The organism is uncultured Flavobacterium sp., from assembly GCF_963975515.1.
Lineage (GTDB): Bacteria > Bacteroidota > Bacteroidia > Flavobacteriales > Flavobacteriaceae > Flavobacterium.
Window position 1 is genome coordinate 211,334 of record NZ_CAXBGY010000001.1, and the last position, 23,293, is coordinate 234,626.

General features: G+C 29.1%; 25 protein-coding genes. 18 read left to right on the top strand and 7 right to left on the bottom strand.

Features of this window, described 5'->3' with window-relative positions; translation table 11 throughout:
* Nucleotides 1-5: 5 nt before the first annotated feature.
* Complete coding sequence (locus tag AAC008_RS00985) at nt 6-560, top strand: thioredoxin family protein (RefSeq protein WP_339886869.1); 555 nt, start codon at nt 6-8, stop codon at nt 558-560.
* A gap of 165 nt (nt 561-725) precedes the next feature.
* Here the strand turns inward: AAC008_RS00985 and AAC008_RS00990 are convergent, their stop codons facing one another.
* Complete coding sequence (locus AAC008_RS00990; protein ID WP_339886870.1) at nt 726-1,223, bottom strand: hypothetical protein; 498 nt, start codon at nt 1,221-1,223, stop codon at nt 726-728.
* A 179-nt stretch (nt 1,224-1,402) separates the two neighbouring features.
* Nucleotides 1,403-2,335, bottom strand: coding sequence for a peptidylprolyl isomerase (locus AAC008_RS00995; protein WP_339886871.1), 933 nt, complete (start codon nt 2,333-2,335; stop codon nt 1,403-1,405).
* 172 nt (nt 2,336-2,507) lie between these two features.
* Here AAC008_RS00995 and AAC008_RS01000 point away from each other — a divergent pair, with 172 nt between their 5' ends.
* The 5 genes from AAC008_RS01000 to AAC008_RS01020 all read left to right on the top strand — a co-directional run bounded on the left by AAC008_RS01000 (nt 2,508) and on the right by AAC008_RS01020 (nt 8,056).
* Entirely contained in the window at nt 2,508-3,227 is a 720-nt protein-coding gene (locus AAC008_RS01000; RefSeq protein ID WP_339886872.1) for a 3-ketoacyl-ACP reductase, read from the top strand.
* Between the two features lie 73 nt (nt 3,228-3,300).
* Nucleotides 3,301-4,098, top strand: a complete 798-nt coding sequence (locus AAC008_RS01005; RefSeq protein ID WP_339886874.1) for a class I SAM-dependent methyltransferase — start codon at nt 3,301-3,303, stop codon at nt 4,096-4,098.
* Between the two features lie 96 nt (nt 4,099-4,194).
* Nucleotides 4,195-4,872 (top strand): tRNA (guanosine(37)-N1)-methyltransferase TrmD, encoded by a 678-nt coding sequence (gene trmD, locus AAC008_RS01010; protein WP_339886875.1) that lies wholly within the window; start codon nt 4,195-4,197, stop codon nt 4,870-4,872.
* Between the two features lie 210 nt (nt 4,873-5,082).
* Nucleotides 5,083-5,439, top strand: a complete 357-nt coding sequence (rplS, locus tag AAC008_RS01015) for a 50S ribosomal protein L19 (protein WP_339886876.1) — start codon at nt 5,083-5,085, stop codon at nt 5,437-5,439.
* 394 nt (nt 5,440-5,833) lie between these two features.
* Nucleotides 5,834-8,056 (top strand): NADP-dependent isocitrate dehydrogenase, encoded by a 2,223-nt coding sequence (locus AAC008_RS01020; protein ID WP_339886878.1) that lies wholly within the window; start codon nt 5,834-5,836, stop codon nt 8,054-8,056.
* 68 nt (nt 8,057-8,124) lie between these two features.
* On the opposite strand, the gene AAC008_RS01025 is transcribed toward AAC008_RS01020, so the two are convergent.
* On the bottom strand, nt 8,125-8,868 hold the full coding sequence (locus AAC008_RS01025) for a hypothetical protein (RefSeq protein ID WP_339886880.1): 744 nt from the start codon (nt 8,866-8,868) through the stop codon (nt 8,125-8,127).
* 115 nt (nt 8,869-8,983) lie between these two features.
* Between AAC008_RS01025 and AAC008_RS01030 the strand changes: the two genes are divergently transcribed.
* The 3 genes from AAC008_RS01030 to AAC008_RS01040 are packed head-to-tail and all read left to right on the top strand — an operon-like array spanning nt 8,984 to nt 12,882.
* Complete coding sequence (locus AAC008_RS01030) at nt 8,984-11,356, top strand: TonB-dependent receptor (protein ID WP_339886881.1); 2,373 nt, start codon at nt 8,984-8,986, stop codon at nt 11,354-11,356.
* Between the two features lie 3 nt (nt 11,357-11,359).
* Complete coding sequence (locus AAC008_RS01035) at nt 11,360-12,199, top strand: DUF4249 domain-containing protein (RefSeq protein ID WP_339886882.1); 840 nt, start codon at nt 11,360-11,362, stop codon at nt 12,197-12,199.
* Between the two features lie 20 nt (nt 12,200-12,219).
* Nucleotides 12,220-12,882 (top strand): thiamine diphosphokinase, encoded by a 663-nt coding sequence (locus AAC008_RS01040; protein WP_339886883.1) that lies wholly within the window; start codon nt 12,220-12,222, stop codon nt 12,880-12,882.
* Here AAC008_RS01040 and AAC008_RS01045 read toward each other — a convergent pair.
* Nucleotides 12,879-13,469 (bottom strand): C40 family peptidase, encoded by a 591-nt coding sequence (locus tag AAC008_RS01045; protein ID WP_339886884.1) that lies wholly within the window; start codon nt 13,467-13,469, stop codon nt 12,879-12,881. The two genes, AAC008_RS01040 and AAC008_RS01045, sit on opposite strands and share 4 nt — an antisense overlap.
* Before the next feature lie 108 nt (nt 13,470-13,577).
* Between AAC008_RS01045 and uvrB the strand changes: the two genes are divergently transcribed.
* Both uvrB and AAC008_RS01055 read left to right on the top strand, forming a co-directional pair.
* Entirely contained in the window at nt 13,578-15,566 is a 1,989-nt protein-coding gene (uvrB, locus tag AAC008_RS01050; protein ID WP_339886885.1) for an excinuclease ABC subunit UvrB, read from the top strand.
* A gap of 87 nt (nt 15,567-15,653) precedes the next feature.
* Nucleotides 15,654-16,121, top strand: a complete 468-nt coding sequence (locus tag AAC008_RS01055; RefSeq protein ID WP_339886887.1) for a DUF4375 domain-containing protein — start codon at nt 15,654-15,656, stop codon at nt 16,119-16,121.
* 10 nt (nt 16,122-16,131) lie between these two features.
* Here AAC008_RS01055 and AAC008_RS01060 read toward each other — a convergent pair whose 3' ends face one another.
* Complete coding sequence (locus AAC008_RS01060) at nt 16,132-16,533, bottom strand: excinuclease ABC subunit B (protein WP_339886888.1); 402 nt, start codon at nt 16,531-16,533, stop codon at nt 16,132-16,134.
* 47 nt (nt 16,534-16,580) lie between these two features.
* Here AAC008_RS01060 and AAC008_RS01065 point away from each other — a divergent pair, with 47 nt between their 5' ends.
* From AAC008_RS01065 to AAC008_RS01095, 7 genes are all read left to right on the top strand, one after another.
* Entirely contained in the window at nt 16,581-17,366 is a 786-nt protein-coding gene (locus tag AAC008_RS01065; protein WP_339886889.1) for an alpha/beta hydrolase-fold protein, read from the top strand.
* Nucleotides 17,367-17,396: 30 nt separating this feature from the next.
* Nucleotides 17,397-17,885: a DUF1456 family protein gene (locus AAC008_RS01070; protein ID WP_339886890.1), complete on the top strand. Its 489-nt coding sequence runs from the start codon at nt 17,397-17,399 to the stop codon at nt 17,883-17,885.
* A 155-nt stretch (nt 17,886-18,040) separates the two neighbouring features.
* Nucleotides 18,041-18,574, top strand: coding sequence for a hypothetical protein (locus tag AAC008_RS01075; protein WP_339886891.1), 534 nt, complete (start codon nt 18,041-18,043; stop codon nt 18,572-18,574).
* A gap of 182 nt (nt 18,575-18,756) precedes the next feature.
* Nucleotides 18,757-19,611 (top strand): hypothetical protein, encoded by an 855-nt coding sequence (locus AAC008_RS01080; protein WP_339886892.1) that lies wholly within the window; start codon nt 18,757-18,759, stop codon nt 19,609-19,611.
* Nucleotides 19,612-19,655: 44 nt separating this feature from the next.
* Nucleotides 19,656-20,159 carry a hypothetical protein gene (locus AAC008_RS01085; RefSeq protein ID WP_339886893.1) on the top strand — a complete coding sequence of 168 codons (504 nt, stop codon included), beginning with the start codon at nt 19,656-19,658 and terminating at the stop codon, nt 20,157-20,159.
* 144 nt (nt 20,160-20,303) lie between these two features.
* The gene (locus AAC008_RS01090; RefSeq protein ID WP_339886894.1) at nt 20,304-20,978 is read left to right on the top strand and encodes a hypothetical protein; all 675 of its coding nucleotides are present in this window, start codon (nt 20,304-20,306) and stop codon (nt 20,976-20,978) included.
* Between the two features lie 613 nt (nt 20,979-21,591).
* Nucleotides 21,592-21,984 carry a hypothetical protein gene (locus tag AAC008_RS01095; protein ID WP_339886895.1) on the top strand — a complete coding sequence of 131 codons (393 nt, stop codon included), beginning with the start codon at nt 21,592-21,594 and terminating at the stop codon, nt 21,982-21,984.
* Nucleotides 21,985-21,997: 13 nt separating this feature from the next.
* Here AAC008_RS01095 and AAC008_RS01100 read toward each other — a convergent pair whose 3' ends face one another.
* Nucleotides 21,998-22,381, bottom strand: a complete 384-nt coding sequence (locus tag AAC008_RS01100) for a methylglyoxal synthase (RefSeq protein WP_339886896.1) — start codon at nt 22,379-22,381, stop codon at nt 21,998-22,000.
* A 51-nt stretch (nt 22,382-22,432) separates the two neighbouring features.
* Nucleotides 22,433-23,284 (bottom strand): N-acetylglucosamine kinase, encoded by an 852-nt coding sequence (locus AAC008_RS01105; protein ID WP_339886897.1) that lies wholly within the window; start codon nt 23,282-23,284, stop codon nt 22,433-22,435.
* Nucleotides 23,285-23,293 lie beyond the last annotated feature (9 nt).

Here is a 23,293-nt window from a genome sequence, read left to right on the forward strand (position 1 = left end):
TAAAAATGTCATTAACTCCTTCAAATATGCTTCCTCTAGGGACGAAAGCTCCTGATTTTTTATTACAAGCCTCCAATTTTAACAGAAAAATTTCCTTTCAAGATATTAAAGGTAAAAAAGGAACATTAGTCGTTTTTATGTGCAATCATTGCCCATTTGTACTTCATGTTATTGAAGAAATTGTTATGATAGCAAATGATTACAGAGTTCAAGGAATTGGAATTGTAACAATTTCGAGTAATGATGTTGTAAATTATCCACAAGATTCCCCTGAAAAAATGGCTGATTTTGCCTTAAAAAACAAAATTGAATTCCCTTATTTATATGATGAATCACAAGAAGTAGCCAAAGCTTATGATGCAGCTTGTACTCCTGATTTCTATTTATTCGACAGCCAAGATAAATTAATTTATAGAGGGCAATTAGACGATTCAAGACCAGGAAACGAAATTTCAATAAGTGGTAGCGATTTAAGAAATGCTATTGATAGTGTAATTTATAATCGTCATTTAAACGATGTTCAAAAACCTAGTATTGGTTGTAATATTAAGTGGAAATAATTCAAGTTGGCAGTGATCAGTGATAAGTAATCAGTTGCATTCGTTTTAAAAACAAAGGATAATTACAATTTGAAAATCACTTTATTATATTTTATTTATTTGACAAATAATTGCTGAATACTTGCATTTGCTAACTGCTAACTGAATACTGAGCACTGCTAACTACTACTCCATCACAACATCAATTGGACTATTGCTTCTTGGTCCAAATTTACGAGCTTGTTTTTCATTTTCACTCGAACATAAAATATAAAGATTATAACTCTGTAATTCAATAATTTGAGTTTTAAATTTTTCTGATAAATCTTCAACTTTAATGCTATAATTTTCAGCAGGAAATGTATTTGTTACAGAAAGTAAATAATTATCTTTGGCATAAGGAAAAAACCAACGCTCCTTTTCTCCTTCTTTGCTGATTAAATAGTTTTTAGTAAAAAACATAGGTTTATTTCCGTCTTTCCAGCTCAATGAATTATTTACATTTATGACTTCTTTTCCTTCTTTATCAATTAGTGAAATTTTTATAATATCTAAATTTTCTCTTTTTCCATTTTCATGCACATCAACTACTATATATGATGTAAAATCAAAACCACAATGTTGAATTTGACTGAAAGAGATGAAAGAAAAAAGAAGAAATAAGAAAGAAAATAGATTTTTCATGGATTATATAATAACATTTGTAAAAATACAAAATCAATTTCTATTCCAAAAACAAAAAAATCCCAAAAAATTACTTCTTCGGGATTTCTTATATAAATATTTCATTGTTTCATAAGATTCCGAAACAAGCTCGGAATAAGTGATTCACACAATTTTTATGCTAAAAATTGGTTCTCTACTTATTTCACATTCATCAACTCAACATCAAAAATCAATGTTGCATCTGGTGGAATAACTCCTCCAGCACCTTGTGAACCATATCCTAAATAAGAAGGAATAACAAAACGAGCTTTATCTCCAACTTTTAATAAAGCAATACCTTCATCCCATCCAGAAATAACTTGTCCAACTCCCAATTGAAAGTCAATCGGACTTTTTCTTTTATAAGATGAATCAAAAACTTGTCCATTTTCTAATGAACCTTCATAATGAACTGAAACCATTTTACCTTTTTCAGCTTGTGTTCCACTTCCTTTTTGAATCATTTTATAACGTAAACCGCTTTCTGTTTTATCAAAACCAGCAGCTAATTTTTCCATAGCATCTTCTGCCATCTGTTTTTGTTCAGCAATTCTTTTTTCACGAGAACCTTCAAATGTTCTAAACGCTTCAATAGCATTCCAATTTTTAGCTTCATCACCTACTCTTAAAATTTCAAGAGATTCAATAACATCACCTTGTGCAATTGCATCAACAATATCTTGTCCTTCAACAACGTGACCAAAAACAGTGTGTTTGTTATCCAACCAATTTGTTGGAATATGTGTAATGAAAAATTGAGAACCGTTTGTTCCAGGTCCAGCGTTTGCCATTGATAAAATACCTGGTTTATCATGTCTTAATTCTGGATGAAATTCATCGTCAAACTTGTATCCAGCATCACCAGTTCCTGTCCCTAATGGACAACCAGCTTGAACCATAAAATCAGGAATAACTCTGTGGAATGTGATTCCGTTATAATAAGGTTCCCCCATTTTTTTAACGTTGTTTTCCAATTGACCTTCTGCTAAACCTACAAAGTTTCCAACTGTACCTGGAGTTTTATCGTGTTCAAGTTTAGCTAATATGCTTCCTTTTGAAGTATTAAATTTTGCGTAAATTCCGTCTTGCATTTTTTTGAATTTAAATTATTGTACAAAATTAGTCATTTTATTAGACATAAAAAACTTCTAAATCAGAACAAATTCTTAAAGTTGAAACGGTAATTTATAATTAATTTAAGGTTTTAATTACTTCCAAACTCTATTAAATTCTTAATTTTACTTCAAATAAAAGAAGATTAAAATGGAAAATTTAAAAGGTAAAAAAGCAATCATAACAGGAGGAAGCAGAGGGCTTGGAAAAGCTACTGCCCTAGCCTTTGCAAAAGAAGGAATAGATGTTGCCATTACTGGAAGAAACGAAAAAAACTTACAAGAAACTGTAGCTGAATTAAAAGCTTTAGGTGTAAACGCAACTTACGCTCTATTTAATGTAGGTAATTACGAAGAAGTTCAAAAAGGAATAAAGCAAATTATTGCAGATTTCGGAAGTGTAGATATTTTGGTAAACAATGCTGGAGTTGCTGCTTTTGGTTCTTTAAATGACATGAAAGTAGATCAATGGTCTGAAATCATTCAAACCAATGTAATGGGAATGTACTTTGTAACCAAAGAAGTCTTACCTTATTTAATAGACAAAAACGAAGGAGATATTTTCAACATTTCTTCAACTGCAGGTTTAACTGGAAATGCTAATACTTCTGCCTATTCAGCCTCAAAATTTGCTGTAATTGGAATGTCAGAATCATTGATGAAAGAAGTGCGTAAAAACAACATTAGAGTTTGCACCTTAACACCAAGCACAATTGCATCTGACATGTCAATTGAATTAGGAATCGCCAATAAAAATTCAGAAGATTCAGTATTGCAACCAGATGATTTTGCAGAATTAATAGTTGCTGGATTAAAATTGCCAAGAAGAGCGATGTTAAAAGCAGCTTCACTTTGGTCAACAAATCCATAAGCTTTAAAAAACATATTAATTTGGACACTTTATTTATTTGAAGTAAATTGTTCCAAATTAAAACACAAGCTATATGAGTATCGATAATTATAAAAATGTTAACAAACAAACATGGAATAATAAAGTCGATATTCATGTAGCTTCTGATTTTTATAACGTTACTGATTTCCTTTCGGGAAAAAACTCCGTTCCTGAAATTGATTTAGAACTTTTAGGAGATATAAAAGGAAAGTGCATTTTACATTTACAATGCCATTTTGGACAAGACACGCTTTCCTTAGCTAGACTTGGAGCCCAATGTACAGGTGTTGATTTATCAGACAAAGCCATAGAAAAAGCAAAACAATTAAATGAAGAACTAAATTTAGATTCAAAATTCATTTGTTGTGATGTTTATGAAACTCCTGATCATTTAGATGAAAAGTTCGATATTGTTTACACCAGTTATGGAACAATTGGTTGGTTACCCGATTTAGATAAATGGGCAAAAGTCATTTCGCATTTCTTAAAACCAAATGGAAAATTAGTTTTTGTAGAATTTCACCCAGTAGTTTGGATGTTTGATGATGATTTTACTAAAATAAAACACCATTATCATAACGAAAAACCGATTATTGAAGAATACTCAGGAACTTATGCAGAAAAAGACGCAGCCATAAAAACAGATTACATTGGTTGGAATCATTCCCTTTCAGAAGTTTTTCAATCTTTAATTAATAATGGTTTACAAATAGAATATTTTGAAGAATATGATTATTCCAATTACAATTGTTTCAATGAAACCATAGAATTCGAACCCAATAAATTCAGAATTATGCATTTGGAAAATAAAATTCCGATGATGTATAGTTTGGTGGGAAGGAAAATTTAAAAGATTTTCGGATTTTCAGATTTTAGATATTCAGACAAACCTGAAACTAAAAAAACTTGCTAACTTTGCAACTTCAAAAAATTTCAAACAAAAAAAATGAGAATTGACATCATAACCGTTTTACCTGATTTACTTAGAAGTCCGTTTGAAGGTTCTATTATGAAAAGAGCTATCGAAAAAGAATTGGTAGAAGTTCATTTTCACAATTTAAGAGATTATACAACCAACAAACAAAAAAGTGTGGATGACTATCAATATGGTGGTGGTGCTGGAATGGTAATGAATATTCAACCTATTGATGATTGTATTTTAGATTTAAAATCACAAAGAGAATACGATGAAATCATATACATGACACCTGATGGTTCAACTTTGAATCAAAAAATGGCAAATTCCATGTCAATGTATGAAAACATCATCATTTTATGTGGTCATTATAAAGGAGTAGATCAAAGAGTTCGTGATTTACATATAACTAAAGAAATTTCAATTGGAGATTATGTACTTTCTGGTGGAGAAATTGGAGCTATAGTTTTTTGTGATGCAATTATCAGATTAATTCCAGGAGTTTTGTCAGATGAGACTTCAGCATTGACTGATAGTTTTCAAGATAACTTGCTCTCACCTCCTATTTATACAAGACCTAAAGAATATAAAGGAATGAATGTTCCTGATATTCTATTAAGCGGAAACTTTGCCAAAATTGAAGAATGGAGAGAAGATAAAGCTTTGGAACATACTAAGAATAGACGACCAGATTTGTTGGAAGATTAGATTGTTAGATTATTAGATTTTTCGAACTATCGAATTATCGAAATATCAAATCATCGAATTATCGAATTATCGAATTATCAAATTATCGTAAAAAATTCACAATTCATAATTAATAATTCATAATTAATTACTAATTTTGCACCCATATTTAACCAACCTCTGACGATATTCGTGTATGTTGCTTAGATTCAACAAGTTATTTATATTATTATGTCAAATTTAGTAGATTTCGTTAATAACGAATTTGTTACAAAAAAAGATTTCCCTGTTTTTGGTGCTGGTGATACTATCACAGTTTACTATGAAATTAAAGAGGGTGAAAAAACTAGAACTCAGTTTTTCAAAGGAGTTGTAATCCAAAGAAGAGGTTCTGGAGCGACTGAAACTTTTACAATCCGTAAAATGTCAGGTTCTGTAGGTGTTGAGCGTATCTTCCCTATCAACATGCCAGCTTTACAAAAAGTTGAAGTTAACCAAAGAGGTAAAGTTCGTAGAGCAAGAATTTTCTACTTTAGAGAACTTACTGGTAAGAAAGCAAAAATTAAAGAAAGAAGATACAAAAACTAGTATTCAACTTTCTCATAATAAAGTCTCAATTTCGATTGGGACTTTTTTTTTGGAATTTTTATACAAATTTAACTAATTAACACAGATATTAAATTTGTACTTATCTCTCAAATTTCTGATTAATAATAGTAATCTGTGCTAATTTGTGTAATCTGTGTCTTTCACATTCACAAATTCTTACAACACAAAATGTATTTGCATTAAAATAATCCTTTCAAATTATCAAATTCACAATATTAAATCTTTAAAATACGAATGTATTAAATAAAATGATTTCGTTATAATCCTTCCAATAATAGCTTCAAATTTCTTATATTTGCGTGGCTCAAAAATAATTAGCTCTTTAAAATTATTTTGAGTTTCATACTATTTTATAACTAAAACAACATTTTTCATGTCTAACAAATCAAAAATATTTTATACTATTACTGATGAGGCTCCAATGTTGGCAACACATTCTTTTTTGCCAATTGTACAAGCTTTTTCTAAGCCTGCAAACATTGATTTAGAAACTCGAGATATCTCTTTAGCAGGTAGAATTTTATCAAACTTTCCTGAATATTTAAAAGAAGACCAAAAAGTGGCTGACGCTTTATCAGAACTTGGTCAATTAGCAACTCAACCAGAAGCTAATATCATAAAATTACCAAACATTTCAGCTTCAGTTCCTCAATTAAAAGAGGCAATAGCTGAATTACAGTCTCAAGGATATGCAATTCCAAACTTTCCAGGTGAAGCTGAAACTGATGAAGAAAAAACCATTAAAGCTAAATATGCTAAAGTATTAGGTTCAGCTGTAAATCCAGTGCTTCGTGAAGGAAATTCGGACAGAAGAGCTCCAAAAGCAGTCAAAAATTACGCAAAAGCTCACCCTCATTCAATGGGTGCTTGGTCATCAGACTCAAAAACACACGTTTCTCATATGGAAAATGGTGATTTTTATGGAACTGAAAAATCGGTAACAATTAAAGATGCTGGAAGTTTCTCTATAGAATTTGAAGGAACTAATGGTGCAACTAAAACATTAAAAGGGAATTCAACTTTATTAGCAGGTGAAATAATTGATTCTTCTGTAATCAATATGAATGCACTAAAAAAATTCATCGCAGAACAAGTTACTGATGCAAAAGCTAAAGGTGTTTTGTTTTCAGTGCACTTAAAAGCAACCATGATGAAAGTTTCTGATCCTTTAATTTTTGGAGCTTTCGTTGAAGTTTTCTTTGCTAATGTTTTTGCTAAATATGCTGATTTATTTGTTGAATTAGGTGTGGATACTAAAAATGGATTAGGTGATGTTTATGCTAAAATTCAAGGTCATGCTAAACAAGCTGAAGTTGAAGCTGCTTTAACAGCTGCTATGGAAAATGGTCCAGCTTTAGCGATGGTAAATTCTGATAAAGGAATTACAAACTTACACGTTCCTTCTGACGTAATTATTGATGCTTCAATGCCTGCAATGATTCGTAACTCGGGACAAATGTGGAATGCAACTGGAAAATCTCAGGATACTAAAGCCATTATTCCAGACAGATGTTATGCAGGAATTTATCAAGCTACTATTGATTTTTGTAAAGAAAACGGTGCATTAGACCCAAAAACTATGGGAAGTGTTCCTAATGTTGGTTTAATGGCTCAAAAAGCTGAAGAATATGGTTCACATGACAAAACATTCCAAATGGCTTCAAATGGTACTGTAAAAGTTAAAGATGCTAATGGAAACGTAATCATGGAACAAGCTGTTGAAACTGGAGACATTTTTAGAATGTGTCAAGTAAAAGATGCTCCAATTCAAGACTGGGTTAAATTAGCAGTAAGTCGCGCAAGAGCAACTGGAGTTGCAACTGTATTTTGGTTAGACGATAAAAGAGCTCACGATAGACAAATTATAGAAAAAGTAAATTTATACTTAAAAGATCACGATACTAACGGATTAGATATTCGTATCATGAATCCAGTTGATGCAACTAAATTCTCTTTAGAAAGAATTGTAAAAGGTTTAGACACAGTTTCTGTTACAGGAAACGTTTTACGTGATTACTTAACCGATTTATTCCCAATTTTAGAAGTTGGAACATCAGCAAAAATGTTATCAATTGTTCCATTAATGAATGGTGGTGGTTTATTTGAAACTGGTGCAGGTGGATCAGCTCCAAAACATATCGAACAATTTATTGAAGAAGGTTATTTACGTTGGGATTCATTAGGTGAATTTTTAGCTTTAGGAGTTTCTTACGAACATTTAGGTTTGACTTTTAACAATCCAAAAGCTTTAGTTTTATCGGAAACTTTAGATGAAGCTACAGAATTGTTTTTACAAAATGATAAATCTCCAGCGCGAAAACTTGGAAGCATTGACAATAGAGGTTCACATTTCTATTTAGCTTTATACTGGGCACAAGGCTTGGCTAAACAAGATAAAGATGCTGAATTAAAAACTATCTTCTCTCCTATTGCTGCTGAATTATCTTCTAATGAAGCTAAGATTAATGAAGAATTAATTGCTGCTCAAGGAAAACCTCAAAAAATTGGTGGTTATTACCATCCAAATTTTGAATTAACGGATAAAGCTATGAGACCAAGTACAACATTTAATGGTATTTTAGCAAAGTTGAAATAATTCATATTCCATATAAAAACAAAAAACGTCCTAATTTCTTAGGACGTTTTCGTTTTATGTTTTTATTCTTACTTTTTGTCTGAATTCTCAGATTTCGTTTTATTATTTTCTTTTTCTAGTTCTTCGAAACTTTTTTCTTCAGATGGAATTTTGTAATAAAGATTAAAATTTGCACTAACTCCAGTATTCAAATTCCATTCATTAGAAAAAATAATTTTCCCATTAGCATCAACTACAGAGAAAGAAGCTGTATTTGGTGATGAAAAACCTTCATTTAGAGCTAGGAATTCTAAGAAATTATCACCCAAACTTAAATTAATAATTATTTCTTTCGTAAAATTAGATAGGTAAATACTGTTTTGAACTATAAATTCATCCTTAAAAAGTCTAATTAAATCACCATCTTCTTCTCCAAAATCACGCAATAAAATTTTAATTCTTTCTGTTTCTACAATATATTTTCCATAATTTAAATCAACTTTACTTCCCTCTTTCTCACTATCCAATTTAATATTTAGTTTTTGTTTTCTATCTTCATCAAAATCATATCCTTTTTCTTTTTGAACCATTATAGGTTGCACTTTTTCCTCTTTTTTGAAAGTAAACTTCTTTAAATATGTGTCTTCTTTCTTAGTCAAAATGCTTTTATAGCCCAATGTCGCTTTAGGTTCTTCAACTTTTGGCTTCTCATTAATAGAAGGAATTTTATAGTTTTCTAACTTTAATTCACCTGATTTTTTAGGAACTTCTCTTTGCCCTATCATGGTGAATGAAATAAAAAATAAAAAAACTATTGAAAGTAAAGTCCGCATTTTTGCTTTTGTTTATGTAAAATTAATTTTTTTTTCTGTAATTAACCACAAATTAACATTTGATAAAGAATAATTTAGAATAATATTACCAAATTTGTATCTCAAAATTTATGCCATGTTATTTAGACGAGTTATTTCTTTATTTCTTTTGTTTGCAAGCATCTTTTCATATTCACAAGATAAATTTACCTTAAGTGGTGTTATTTCAGATGAAAAAACTAATGAAACACTTATTGGTGTTTCTATTATTATTGATGAATTAAGAACAGGAACTTCTACTAATGAATATGGTTTCTACTCAATTACACTTCCAAAAGGTCTTTATACAGTTAGAATTAGCTATCTAGGCTATAAAGAAATTAAAACTACAATTGATTTAAACCAAAACGTCAAAAATAATTTTTCAATTTTAGAAAGTGAAGAAGTTTTAAATGAAATAGTTTTGGTCGATAATCCTAACAAAATCAATATAAAAAGCCCAGAAATGAGTGTTAATAAACTTTCTATTAATACTATAAAACAAATGCCTGTAATTTTAGGTGAAGTTGATATTTTGAAATCTATTTTGACCTTGCCTGGTGTTACAAATGCTGGTGAAGGACAATCAGGCTTTAATGTTCGTGGTGGTGCAGTAGATCAAAATTTGATACTTTTAGATGAAGCTACAATTTATAATTCATCTCATTTATTTGGCTTCTTTTCTGTTTTTAATGCTGATGCTATAAAAGATTTAAAATTATATAAAGGTGGAATTCCAGCTCGTTTTGGAGGAAGAGTAGCCTCTGTCTTGGATATTTATCAAAAAGAAGGAAATAGTAAAGAATTTCACGTTAATGGTGGAATTGGTCTAATATCAAGTCGAATTCTAGCAGAAGGACCAATCGTTAAAGACAAAGGTTCTTTTTTAATAAGTGGACGAAGTTCATATGCTCATTTGTTTTTGAAACTTACTGACAATCAAAATTCAGCTTATTTTTACGATTTGAATACAAAGTTAAGCTACAAAGTAAACGATAACAATAACTTATATCTTTCGGGTTATTTTGGAAGAGATGTTTTTAGCTTGAATAAAAGCTTTGTAAATACTTATGGAAATTCTGTTTTAAATTTTCGTTGGAATCATCTTTTTTCTGATAAATTATTTTCTAACGCTTCTTTAATATATAGCGATTATTATTATGGCTTAACACTTGATTTTATTGGATTTAATTGGGATAGTGGTATTAAAAATTATAATTTCAAATACGATTTTAAACATTATTTGACGGATAAAACAAAATTAACCTACGGAATCAACACCGTTTATTACGATTTCAATCCAGGAAAAATTGAACCAACAGATTCAAATTCTGGAATAAATCCAGATCAATTAGATAAAAAATATGCTTTTGAACCAGCCATTTATATTGATGCTGAACAAACTATTTCAGAAAAACTATCCGTAAATTATGGTTTAAGATACAGTATGTTTTATAGATTAGGAAGTCAAGAAATTAATATTTATGAGAATAATCAAGCTGTAAATTATGATTCAGATTTAAGAATTTACGAAAAAGCAACTCCAATTGGAACTAAAAAATACGGATCAAATGAAACTATAGCGAGCTTCGGAAACCTTGAACCTAGATTAGCATTATCGTATTCTATCGATTATAAACAATCCATTAAAATGAGTTACAATAGAATGACTCAATACTTGCATTTAATATCAAACACACAATCTCCTACTCCATTAGATGTTTGGGCACCAAGTGATGATTTTTTAAAACCTCAAATATTAGATCAATATGCAATTGGTTACTTTAGAAATTTTGAAAATGGAAAATATACTTTGGAAGTTGAATCCTTTTATAAAGACATAAAAAATAGATTAGATTATATTGATGGAGCTGATTTAATTGCAAACAACGCTATCGAACAAGTGGTTTTAGCAGGAAAATCTAGAGCTTATGGTTTAGAAATTTTAGTTAAAAAGAATGAGGGAAAATTAAGTGGTTGGGTTTCTTACACTTTGTCCCGTTCAGAACAACAAACAGCTGGTAGAACTGCTGATGAAATCGGAATTAATAATGGTGATTGGTATAAAACAGGTTGGGATAAAACACACAATTTATCTATAACCGGAATGTATCAACTGAATGATAAATGGAGTTTTGGTAGTATTTTTAGTTTGCAAACCGGACAACCAGTAACTTATCCAAATGGACAATATCAGTATTTAGGCATAACTATTCCTAGTTTTAGCGAAAGAAATAGCAATAATTTACCAACTTATCATCGTTTAGATATTTCAGCTACTATGACACCTAGAAATAACGCTGGAAAGAAAATAAAAGGGGAATGGGTTTTTGGAATTTATAACCTTTATAGCAGAAAAAATGCTGCTTCTATTAGCTTTAGACAAAATCAAGATTCTGGAAATAACGAAGCCGTTCGATTATCTATTTTTGGAATCGTTCCAAGTGTAACGTATAATTTTAAATTTTAAATCATGGTAAAATTCATATATAAAATAGCTACATTATTTATTCTATTAATTGTAATGTTACTTAGTTTAATTAGTTGTGAAGATGTTGTTGAAGTTGATTTAGATTCAGCTAAACCTAAATTAGTAATTGAAGCTTCTGTTTTATGGAAAAAAGGGACAACTGGAAACGAACAAAAAATTAAATTAACCACTTCCACTGATTATTATTATTCAAATGTAGCTCCAGTTGTTTCTGGTGCAATCGTAACAATAACTAGTAGTACAAATACTTTTAATTTTGCATATAATAGTGCTTCTGAAGATTATAATTGTAATGATTTTGAACCTATAATTGGTGAAACTTATATGCTTACTGTTATAGTAGATGGTGAAACTTACACAGCAACCGAAACATTACAAGCAGTTCCTACGATTGATACAGTAGAACAAAATAATGAAGGTGGTTTTTTAGGTGATGAAATTGAAGTCAAATACTTTTTTCAAGATGATGGAACAACTGATAACTTTTATTTGATTCAATTTAACTCAAACTTCAATTTATTACCTGAATATGATGTAATTAATGATCAATTTTTTCAAGGAAATCAAATGTTTGGGTTATACTCAAATGATAAAATGGTTGTAGGAGATGATTTAACTTTTACTTTACATGGAATTTCAGAACGATATTACAATTATTTAAATGTTTTATTAGGTATTGCTGGTGGAAATGGAGGAAGTCCATTCTCAACGCCTCCAGCTACAGTTAGAGGGAATTTTGTAAATCAAACAAATCCTAATAACTTTGCCTTTGGTTATTTTAGTTTATCAGAAATTGATACCAAAACCTATTTTATAGAATAAAATCTTAATTCTTATACAAAATGTCTTCACATCATATAGTTCGCGATGATCAAGAACCAGCTTTAATTATAGCTAATGGTGCAGCTTGTAATGAAGAATTACTAGGCCAATTATTAGAATGGTCTCCATTAGTAATTGTATTAGATTCTGCTATTGAAAGAGTATTAGAATTAGGAATAAAAGTTGACGTTTTATTAGGTGATTTCGATAGAGGATTCGATGTAAGTCATTATAAAGAAAGTCAATATCCTATTGAAATTGTTCACACACCAAATCAAGATAAAACTGATTTAGAAAAAGCATTTGATTATTTAATCAAACGAAAAATTCCAGCTGTAAATGTAGTTTGGGCAACCGGAAAAAGAGCAGATCACACAATTTCTAACATTACAAATATTGTTCGTTATAGAGATTTACTTAAAATCGTAATTTTAGATGATCATTCAAAAGTGTTTTTATTGCCATTAAAATTTGAAAAATGGTATACAAAAGATAGTATTATTTCTTTAATCCCAATAGGAGAAGTAACTGAAATACAATCCACTAACCTATTTTATCCATTAGATAATTTATCCTTAAAAATTGGTTATAAATCAGGAAGTAGTAATCATGTTAATGAAGATGGAATCGTAAAAATCACACACAAATCAGGTGATTTACTTATGATGGAATGTTGGGATTAATTATCTATAACATCAACTGCATGATTGAACCTTTTAGAATAATGATCAGAATTTAAATCGCTTATTGTTACTCCCATTACTTTTCCTGATGAGGCGTGAATAAATTTCGAATTCAATCCATTAGCTTCACAAACAATTCCTAAATGCCCTATTATAGTTTTGTCTTTATATCCATTAAAAACTAAAACGTCACCCAATTTTACATCTTCAACATTTATCTTTTTGCCAAAATTTTTAAAACCACTTGAACTTCTTGGAACTGTTATGTTAAAATTTTTAAAAACATAATTTACAAATCCTGAGCAATCAAACCCTTTTTTAGGATCTTGAGTTCCATAAACATAAGGAACTTCAAGTAAATTCTTTGCAAAATCTACCAATTCTTTTCTGTCTATTTCAGAATTGTTTACAACTAAAACTTCAGTATTTGTTGCGTTTACGATAAAATCATCTGCAACTTTTGGCACTTCTGCTTTAGCAACATCATTAATTTCAGTTTTTACAACATTCAATGTTTGAGACTTTTTATCTTTGTAACATTGAATATTTATTAAAGCAATAAAAAGCATTAAAAATTTCAATTTCATAATTTCAATTTTAACATATTGCTCAAAAATAAGTTATTGAAAATTGAATTCTGTTAAAATAAAATAAAAGTCAACAATTCACTACCTTTGTTTTTTTAGTAAAATTACATGAAATTTAAAGTCGTATCCGATTATAAACCTACTGGTGATCAACCACAAGCCATTGAAAAACTTTCAAAAGGGATTACAAATGGTGAAAAATACCAAACCTTATTAGGTGTAACTGGTTCTGGAAAGACTTTTACAGTTGCTAATGTGGTTCAAGAAGTTCAAAAACCGACTTTAGTTTTAGCTCATAACAAAACACTTGCGGCTCAATTATATTCTGAATTCAAACAGTTTTTTCCTGAAAATTCTGTGCAGTATTTCGTTTCTTACTATGATTATTATCAGCCAGAAGCCTTTATTCCTGTAACCGGAACTTATATAGAAAAAGATTTATCTATCAATGAAGAGTTAGAAAAATTGCGTTTAAGCACAACTTCTGCACTACTTTCTGGTCGTAGAGATATCATTGTGATTTCTTCTGTTTCTTGTTTATACGGAATTGGAAATCCGGTTGAGTTTCAAAAAAACATTGTTACCGTTGAAAAAGACCAAGTAATTTCAAGAACTAAATTATTGCATCAATTAGTGCAAAGTTTATATTCTCGTACGGAAATGGAATTCACACCAGGAACATTCAGAATTAAAGGTGATACTGTTGAAGTTTTTCCAAGTTATGCTGATGATCCTTTCAGAATTCACTTTTTTGGGGATGAAATTGAAGAAATTGAAGCTTTTGATGCAAGAGATGCAAAAGTGATTGAAAAATATGATAAACTAAACATTTATCCTGCAAATATGTTTGTGACTTCACCTGATGTGCTGAATGGTGCCATTTGGGAAATCCAACAAGACATGGTGAAACAAGTGGAATATTTCAGAGAAATTGGAAAACATTTAGAAGCCAAAAGATTAGAAGAACGTACTAATTTCGACTTAGAAATGATTCGCGAATTAGGGTATTGTTCTGGAATTGAAAATTACTCAAGATATTTAGACGGAAGGTTGCCTGGAACAAGACCTTTTTGTTTGTTAGATTATTTTCCAGATGATTTTTTAATGGTTGTTGATGAAAGTCACGTAACGCTTTCACAAGTTCATGCTATGTATGGTGGCGATAGAAGTAGAAAAGAGAATTTGGTTGAATATGGTTTCAGATTGCCTGCTGCGATGGATAATCGTCCGTTAAAGTTTGAAGAATTTGAAGGGTTACAAAATCAAGTTATTTATGTTTCTGCAACTCCTGCTGATTATGAATTAGAAAAATGTGAAGGTGTTTATGTTGAGCAAGTTATTCGTCCTACAGGATTATTGGATCCTATTATTGAAGTTCGTCCGAGTTTGAATCAAATTGATGATTTAATTGAGGAAATTCAATTGCGTTGTGAAAAAGACGAACGTGTTTTAGTCACAACTTTAACCAAAAGAATGGCTGAAGAATTGACTAAATACTTGACAAAAGTTGCGATTCGTTGTCGTTATATTCACTCTGATGTTGATACTTTGGAACGTGTTGAAATCATGCAAGATTTACGAAAAGGTATTTTTGATGTTTTAATTGGTGTGAATCTACTTCGTGAAGGTTTAGATTTACCTGAAGTTTCATTGGTAGCGATTTTAGATGCTGACAAAGAAGGTTTTTTAAGAAGTCACAGATCGTTAACGCAAACGGTTGGTCGTGCTGCTCGAAACGTAAACGGAAAAGCTATTATGTATGCTGATAAAATCACAAAAAGTATGCAAAAAACGATGGATGAAACTACTTATCGTAGAGAAAAACAAACAGCCTATAACACAAAACATGGTTTAGAACCAAAAGCCTTAAATAAAAGCTTAGGAAATGCTTTGAATAAAAATTCAGTTTCTTCTCAATACTACGAAAACATTGAATACAAAGCCGCTGAACCAGAAAGTGAATACTTATCAAAACCAGAAATAGAAAAGAAAATTCGCGAAAAACGAAAAATAATGGAAAAAGCAGCAAAAGAATTAGACTTTATGCAAGCTGCTAGATTAAGAGATGAAATAAAAGCTTTACAAGAGAAAATTTAAATTAATTATGAATTGTGAGTTATGAATATCAAAACCTAAAACTTACAGCCTAAAACATACAACAAACAAAAACATACAACAAACAAAATGAACATAAACGAAATACTACAGTTAACAGACGAAATCGAAATCATTGAAGCGGTTGGAGCCAACATTTATAAAAAGAAAGAACAATCAGATGATTTTACTTTATTAAACGATTACGAACGCACATTTGTTTACATAGATGTTTTTGAAGCAGCTATGAATGAAGGTGGTTTTAACAATTTTTTCAGCACTGAAGCTGGAAACTTTGCTTTAGAAATCAAAAATGCTTACAAAGCTATAAATGCACCGAAAACTGCCTTATTAATTGAAAAAGCCTTAGGTTTATTTCCTAATGATGAATTTAAGGATAAATTAGACGAAAGAAATAAGCAATTAGCTAAAATGGACGAAATGGTTTTTTCGGGTTGGGAAGATTTAGATGAATTATTTTTTGATGAAGAACAAGAAGAAGATATTGTAGCTTTAATTGTTGAATATATAAGAAAACATAAAGAAAAATTTAATTAGTTTTAAATTCTTAATTCAACTGTTCCTGAAAAGCAGCAATCAAAACATCACCATCAATCATTCTTGTTGGTGATTTTTTCATTAAATGAAGAACACGTTTCATTGCATAAGGACTCAATCCCATATTAATACCAATCTCATTGATTTTTTTTTGTTCATTTTCGTGTAAAACACCATCAACATGCATCAATAATGCTAATCTATAAAACTGGCAAATTCGACTTATTTCATCTTTAATAACCAACTTTTCTGCTTTTTTGTCATAAAGTTTTAGCATTGTTTTCTTATCAACTTCAAGTTCTTGAGCAATCATTTCAATAAAGTCATATTCTCTGTCATGTAATTGTCCGTCTATCAATGCGAAGCCAATCATTTCTTGCAATAAACTAATTTTCTCTTGGTAAGTTTCCATCAAAATGCTACTTTTATTAAAGATATTAAATTCAAATATAAGTAAAAATGAAAAACTGGGTTCTATTTTTGATGACATTTTTTTTGGGTTTAACCCAAACTTACGCTCAAAATCGTTATTCAACATTTGAAATTAAAGCTCAACAATTAGATACGATTAAGAAAATTTACGTGTATCTTCCTTTAAATTATGAAACTTCAAACAAAAAATATCCTGTAATTTATATGCATGATGCTCAAAACTTATTTGATGATAAGACATCTTATGTAGGGGAATGGAAAGTAGATGAAACTTTAGACAGTTTAAAAGCCAACGTAATTGTAATAGGAATTGAACACGGAAACAACAAACGAATTGACGAATTAACTCCTTACAAAAACGAAAAACATGGTGGTGGAAAAGCTGATTTATATTTAGATTTTATTGTGTCTGATTTGAAACCTTATGTAGATAAAACCTATCGTACAAAATCCAACAAAAACAACACAGCTATAATGGGAAGTTCACTGGGTGGTTTAGTTTCTTTTTATGCTGGATTAAAATATCCGAAAGTATTTGGAAAAGTAGGCTGCTTCTCTCCTTCTTTTTGGTTTTCTGACGAAATTTATAAACTTATGGAAAACACAAAAAAAATAAACACAAAAATCTATTTTATGTGTGGCGATAGCGAAAGTGAAACAATGGTAAGTGAAATGACAAAAATGGAAGATATAATAAGAAATAAACGATGTGATTGTTTACACCTCACTCAAATGTCTGTTGTAAAAGATGGAAAACATAATGAAAAATTATGGGCAAAGGAATTTGCAAAAGCGTATCTTTGGCTTTTTTAAGAGAATTTAGAATCAAATTATTACAAGAAGATGACAAATAACGATATATTTAAGAAACTGCGTGTAGCTTTACAATTAAGAGACGAGCAAATAGTTGAAATTTTAGAATTAGTAGATTTTAGAATTTCTAAAGGTGAACTAGGAAACGTTTTTAGAAAAGACGATCACCCTAGTTATATGGAATGTGGTGACCAATTATTACGTAACTTTTTAAACGGTTTAGTAATTCAACTACGTGGTACAAAAGAAGATCCAAAAAATGCTAGTGATGAATTATATAAAATAGCGAATTCTAAAATTGATTTAGAAACAGGTGAAAAATTAGTTACTACTAATAAACCAGCAGCTAAAAAGCCTTATACAAAAGACTTTCCTAAAAAGAAGTTTGGTGACAAACCAAAATTTGATGACAAACCAAAGTATGATTCTAAAAAGAAACCTTCTTATAAAGACAAACCTAAAAGAGTAGAAATTATTGAAAAGGTAAAGTTTAACAACGGAAAACCAAAGAAGAAATAAATTTTATTTTTTTATAAATTATAGTAATCCCATCAATTTATTCTGATGGGATTTTTCTTTATATTTACTTTTTTTTATAAATATTTACAAATAATTTTATTTGTTACTTGCATATGTTTATGAGCTAGCAGCTATATTCTCAAAAATCCGTAAAAATGAATAAAACAATTTTAATATTAGGTATACTTTTATGTTTTGTAGTTATAAGCTGTTCACATTTAAATGAATTCGGTGTTCGAAGAAATAATTTTAGTTTTGAAAAAATTAAACCATATGAAAATGATGAAGTTTATAAAATTATAGACACAACGAAACTATATAAATTAGTATCAATTGAAAATTTTATGGATGAAAGTATAAAAATGAAATCAGATGAAATCATTAAATCAAATCCTTCTTATTTGAAGTTCTATAGTAATGGAAAAGTTGGAAGGTTTGAAAATATTGATATAAAAAACATAGAAACTTTAAATCCTAAAAAAGCTGAAAGCTACCTTTATAGATTTAAAAACAATAAGTTTATAGTGCAAAAATATTTTAAACATCCGCAATGTGGAGAATGTTTTATTAAGGAATTAGTAACAAGAAACGGTGAAAACCAAATAACACTCTCATCAGACAATTTCTTATATACTTATGAAAAAATTGAAATTCCTTTAACTTTCTTAAAATATAGTCCTGATTGGTAAATACAGCTGCTAACAACGGTTTTGTTCAATGGCTTAGGCTTGGTTTTTCCTTCGGAAAAACATCTATGATTCGTAATTTTATTCTATATTTGTTGTGGTCAGTAATTAATTCAAACCACTTTCGCTAGCCGAGAATCGTTGTTTGTAATGGAGAATTCAAGCAAACGTAAAAAAAGAGTAAATTGAAAAAATATATTTTATTATCATTATTGATTTCCCTAATATTTTCTTCTTGTAAGAAAAAAACAATAATTGAAAAAGAATTAGATTCTCTTGGAGTAAAAAAAGAAAATTACAATAGAATCGACACAACTTTTTATGAAAATAAAAAAATAAAATCTTTACGTTTTTACAAAGTTAAAACCGAATATGTAGATATTAATTTTTACGAATCAGGAAATAAAAAATCTATTGGAAAAGTAAAAGATAATCAATGTCATGAAGAATACATTGATTGGTATGAAAATGGAAAACAGAAATGGATTCGTAAATACAATATTGGAGAGCAAATTGGAAAAAGCTTAAATTTCTATGAAAATGGAAATCTTGAAAAAGAATATGATAATGACACTAAAGAAATGACAGATTATTGGCTCAATGGAAAAACGAAATTCAAATTCATTGAAAAAATATCACAAAGTTTTCATTACAATAACGGCAATTATATGGAAAAATTTATTCACAGAGGAAAAGATGAATACGATTGTGAATATTTCAATGAAAACGGTAAATTAATTTTTTCAGGGAATTATAAAAAACAAGCTCTTTTCAAAGACAATTTAAAATTTAATGGAGAAATTATATGTTACTTCAATAATGGAAAAATTTCAATTTTTCAAAATATTATCAATGGAAATGTTGAAGGTAAATTTTATAATTCGTATGGTAATGGAAACTTAAAAGGCGTAGGTTTAATAGAAAACGGAAAACAACTTTATTTCAAAAGTTATCATGAAAATGGAATAGTAAGTTTTATACGTGATAGTAAAAATAATACTTTCACAGAATGGGACGAAAAAGGTAATTTAATAAAATAACTACGGCAAACAACGGTTTTTCATAATAATTAAACACGATAAGTTTGATAAAAACAAATTACAAATCAAAACCAACTCAAGGATATAAACATTCATTAGGTGCTGAAAAAATTTCTGAATTATTAAATGGAATCAGTATTTATGAAAACTTAACAATCTCCTTTGATAAATCCGAAGGAGAACGAATGGGTGTTTTTGTACCAGGATGGAATTTGCGGAATTTAAAAGGAAATTCAAAAGAACTTTTAGAGTTTCGAACAGTAGTCTGTGGAATTTATTCCACGATTTCTAATAAATGGTTTTTAGTTTTAAAGCCAATTAAAACGGAAACTAATATTGTAGTAAAAAAGTTTTTAATAGAAATTGGTATTCCTATTATACGAAATTGGTTTGAATCTAAAAGATCAAATACTTGGTATTCTGGACATAGGTATTTTCAGATTGGTCTAAACGAAAATCTAACCGAATTCTGTATTCTTGAAACTCAAAATGATTTAGTTATAAATAAAAAAGTAGTTAATATTACTTTGCATAGCAACGGTTTGTAGCGATTACAAGTCTCAGTAATTGTTTGAATTTTTTCCAAAAATTATAAAGTAGTTTTGTACTTGTGTAATTAAGTACTAAATTTACGCTAATGCCAAAAGTGGCCGAACGATAGCAAACAAGTACGTTTGAAATAAAATTCAACTATGACATCTAAAGAAATTAATAGTGATATTGAAGATATCGAAGATGTTTTTAAAAAGATTGAAAAGTCCTACAATATTGTATTTCTACCTAATGAATTGAGAAATTTAAAAACTTTTGGAGAAATATCAAATCTTATAATTTCAAAAATAAATTTAGAAGAAGAAAATGATTGTTCTTCACAACAAGCATTCTACAAATTAAAAAAGGCTATTAATAAAGTTACAAATAACTTAGAAACCGAAATTTCACCAAATACTACTTTGGAAAAATTATTTCCAAGAAACAGAAGAAATAAGATTTTATTAATTGAAAAAGATTTGAACTTAGATCTTAAAGCTTTTTCAATTTCTAAAGTAATTGTTTTTACGCTACTTATTTTACTGATAATTTCAATTGCAATGATTTTTATTAATTTGAAATATAGTCTTTACGGAATTTTATTTACAATAATATTGATGAAAATTTCAGATAAAACATCTACAAAATTTTCAGTTACAACTGTTGGTGAACTTTCTACAAAAATGATGCTTGAAAATTATATTGAAACTCGTAGAAATTCAAAAAGCTTCAATAAAAATGAAATTAAAAAAAATTTAGAAATGCTTTTCATTAAAGATTTAGGCTTAACAAATGAATTTAGTGAACTTACTGATGAAAGTATTATTAATTACTAAATACGTTTGCTAACAACGGTTAGCAAAAATGGTTTAAGGCTTGAATTTTGCTTTTTAAAGACCTTTTCGATTCAAAATTTTGTCTATATTTGTTTGGTAAGTAATTCATTAACAGATTACTGAAAATAATCTACAAAATATTACTTCATTAAAAACAACCTACTTATAAGAATCTAGTTCGAAATGGATTAATGATTACTTCTGGTGCCATAAAAAGACTAAACCATGATTTAAACAACAACTATTTAATCTATCTTGATAACTTTAAATTAAGTTATGATTTAAGCAATAAATTACAACTTCACTAAATGAAGCTATTAATACGGAACTGTATCCAAATGTCGATTTAAACTTTACAAATCCCTTGAAAAATCATGTTGAATTTGATTTTCAGATGGTTAAAAATAATCGTTCCTTTTCTAATGCTTTGCAAAAATCAATATGGTATCGATCAACTGTTCTTACAACACTTGAACCTTTGTTAAAAGAAACCAAATCTTTAATTCAGCTAATTGATATTCAATTAAATAATTAATTGGGCTATATTTGCTAAATAACATACCTTATAATATAATAATACGTTGGCTGTTTATAACTTCATAAAATAAATCAGATGCCCTATTTAAGAATATTTTTTTTAATCTTTTTAATTAGTTCTTGTGCCAGAAAGAATCATTCTACAGCAACTTCTGTAGAAGAAGTTTCAGAAGTAAGCTCAAGTCCTTCTTTTAAAAGGTCTGTGCCTAAAAAAGTGTTGCCCATTGTAATTGAAAATGTAAAATATTCCAGTACAATGAACGAAATAATTGCAACAGATACTTTGACTAAAGCTCTTTTATGGAAAAAAGAAATCTATAAAATAACTTATGATGAAAAACTCGAAAGAGACATACAAGATGTTTTTATTGACTCCATTTCCTCAAAAGATAATTTGTTGATAATACGAAACGAAGATAATGACGTTTATTCCCTAAATTTAGAGACAAAAGAGATTATAAAACTATAAAATAATTCAAAATCTAATCCATAGTCAAAGCATTCAGCAACATTTGAGCAGATGCTTCATTAGTTGCTAAAGGAACATTGTGTACATCACAAATACGAATTAACATAGAAATATCGGGTTCGTGCGCATGACTTGAAGTTGGGTCTTTAAAAAATAAGACCATTTTTGTTTTTCCTTCTGCTACTCTAGCGGCTATTTGAGCATCTCCACCTAATGGTCCTGAAAGCATTTTTTTAACTTTAATTCCTACAGCTTCTACTTTACTACCAGTTGTTCCTGTTGCAATAAGTTTTATGTTTTCTTCAACAAGAATGTGTTTGTTCTTATTTAAAAATTGCACCATTTCAGCTTTTTTTCCATCGTGTGCAATTATGGCTATTTCAAAATTTTTATTCATAGTGTAAAAGTATAAAAAAAACCTGATTCGTTTAAAAATCAGGTTTTGTTTTTATTTATTTAATGCATGATAAGCAATTAAACCATCAATTGGCCTTCTGTATACATTGCCTAATTTTATATCATATTTTTTAAGTCTATCTTCTAATTCGTCTTTTAAATAAAAAGCTATTGAACCTACAAAATGGACTAATACTTCGTTGTGATTATCAAATTGCATGATGTAATTTTTGATAAATAACTTCATTTCTTTTTTTATAATCCTTTTACAAAATTCGTTGTCTTTATGTTTGATTAAAAACTTTGCAAATGTTGCCAAATAGGCGTTTGGATTTGGTTCTTTGTATAATTTGTTTTTAATAAAATCTGCATCAACATTAAATTCAGCCTCAAATTCTTTGGCTAAATAGGCTGGCATTTTATTAAAATAATAACCTCTTATTAAATGTCTTCCAAAACGATTTCCACTGCAATCATCCATAGCAATATAACCAAGAGATTGAACTTTTTGATGTAATTCTTTACCATCAAAATAACTGCAATTAGAACCTGTACCTAAGATGCAAACTATAGCTCTTTCTCCTTTTGGTGTTGTTGCATAAACAGCCGCGTAAGTATCTTCATTAACAACTACAGTTGCATTAGAAAAATACTCTTGAAAAACAGTAGTCAAAAAATCTTTCATTCTATCTGTTCCACATCCTGCTCCATAAAAATATAGATGAGTAGCTTTATCTTTGTTATGAGAAATATCAAATTTATCGTCTAAACGACTTATTATTTCCTCCTTAGTAAGTACTTCTGGATTTAAACCTAATGATTGAGTAGTAAAAAGTACTTTTCCTTTATTATCAATTGCAATCCAGTCGGCTTTTGTGGAACCACTATCTACGAGTAACTTCATATTTTATGA

Coding starts and splice junctions, on each gene's coding strand:
- AAC008_RS00985 (WP_339886869.1), top strand. CDS start 6: ATGTCATTAACTCCTTCAAATATGCTTCCTCTAGGGACGAAAGCTCCT.
- AAC008_RS00990 (WP_339886870.1), bottom strand. CDS start 1,223: ATGAAAAATCTATTTTCTTTCTTATTTCTTCTTTTTTCTTTCATCTCT.
- AAC008_RS00995 (WP_339886871.1), bottom strand. CDS start 2,335: ATGCAAGACGGAATTTACGCAAAATTTAATACTTCAAAAGGAAGCATA.
- AAC008_RS01000 (WP_339886872.1), top strand. CDS start 2,508: ATGGAAAATTTAAAAGGTAAAAAAGCAATCATAACAGGAGGAAGCAGA.
- AAC008_RS01005 (WP_339886874.1), top strand. CDS start 3,301: ATGAGTATCGATAATTATAAAAATGTTAACAAACAAACATGGAATAAT.
- trmD (WP_339886875.1), top strand. CDS start 4,195: ATGAGAATTGACATCATAACCGTTTTACCTGATTTACTTAGAAGTCCG.
- rplS (WP_339886876.1), top strand. CDS start 5,083: ATGTCAAATTTAGTAGATTTCGTTAATAACGAATTTGTTACAAAAAAA.
- AAC008_RS01020 (WP_339886878.1), top strand. CDS start 5,834: ATGTCTAACAAATCAAAAATATTTTATACTATTACTGATGAGGCTCCA.
- AAC008_RS01025 (WP_339886880.1), bottom strand. CDS start 8,868: ATGCGGACTTTACTTTCAATAGTTTTTTTATTTTTTATTTCATTCACC.
- AAC008_RS01030 (WP_339886881.1), top strand. CDS start 8,984: ATGTTATTTAGACGAGTTATTTCTTTATTTCTTTTGTTTGCAAGCATC.
- AAC008_RS01035 (WP_339886882.1), top strand. CDS start 11,360: ATGGTAAAATTCATATATAAAATAGCTACATTATTTATTCTATTAATT.
- AAC008_RS01040 (WP_339886883.1), top strand. CDS start 12,220: ATGTCTTCACATCATATAGTTCGCGATGATCAAGAACCAGCTTTAATT.
- AAC008_RS01045 (WP_339886884.1), bottom strand. CDS start 13,469: ATGAAATTGAAATTTTTAATGCTTTTTATTGCTTTAATAAATATTCAA.
- uvrB (WP_339886885.1), top strand. CDS start 13,578: ATGAAATTTAAAGTCGTATCCGATTATAAACCTACTGGTGATCAACCA.
- AAC008_RS01055 (WP_339886887.1), top strand. CDS start 15,654: ATGAACATAAACGAAATACTACAGTTAACAGACGAAATCGAAATCATT.
- AAC008_RS01060 (WP_339886888.1), bottom strand. CDS start 16,533: ATGGAAACTTACCAAGAGAAAATTAGTTTATTGCAAGAAATGATTGGC.
- AAC008_RS01065 (WP_339886889.1), top strand. CDS start 16,581: ATGAAAAACTGGGTTCTATTTTTGATGACATTTTTTTTGGGTTTAACC.
- AAC008_RS01070 (WP_339886890.1), top strand. CDS start 17,397: ATGACAAATAACGATATATTTAAGAAACTGCGTGTAGCTTTACAATTA.
- AAC008_RS01075 (WP_339886891.1), top strand. CDS start 18,041: ATGAATAAAACAATTTTAATATTAGGTATACTTTTATGTTTTGTAGTT.
- AAC008_RS01090 (WP_339886894.1), top strand. CDS start 20,304: ATGACATCTAAAGAAATTAATAGTGATATTGAAGATATCGAAGATGTT.
- AAC008_RS01095 (WP_339886895.1), top strand. CDS start 21,592: ATGCCCTATTTAAGAATATTTTTTTTAATCTTTTTAATTAGTTCTTGT.
- AAC008_RS01100 (WP_339886896.1), bottom strand. CDS start 22,381: ATGAATAAAAATTTTGAAATAGCCATAATTGCACACGATGGAAAAAAA.
- AAC008_RS01105 (WP_339886897.1), bottom strand. CDS start 23,284: ATGAAGTTACTCGTAGATAGTGGTTCCACAAAAGCCGACTGGATTGCA.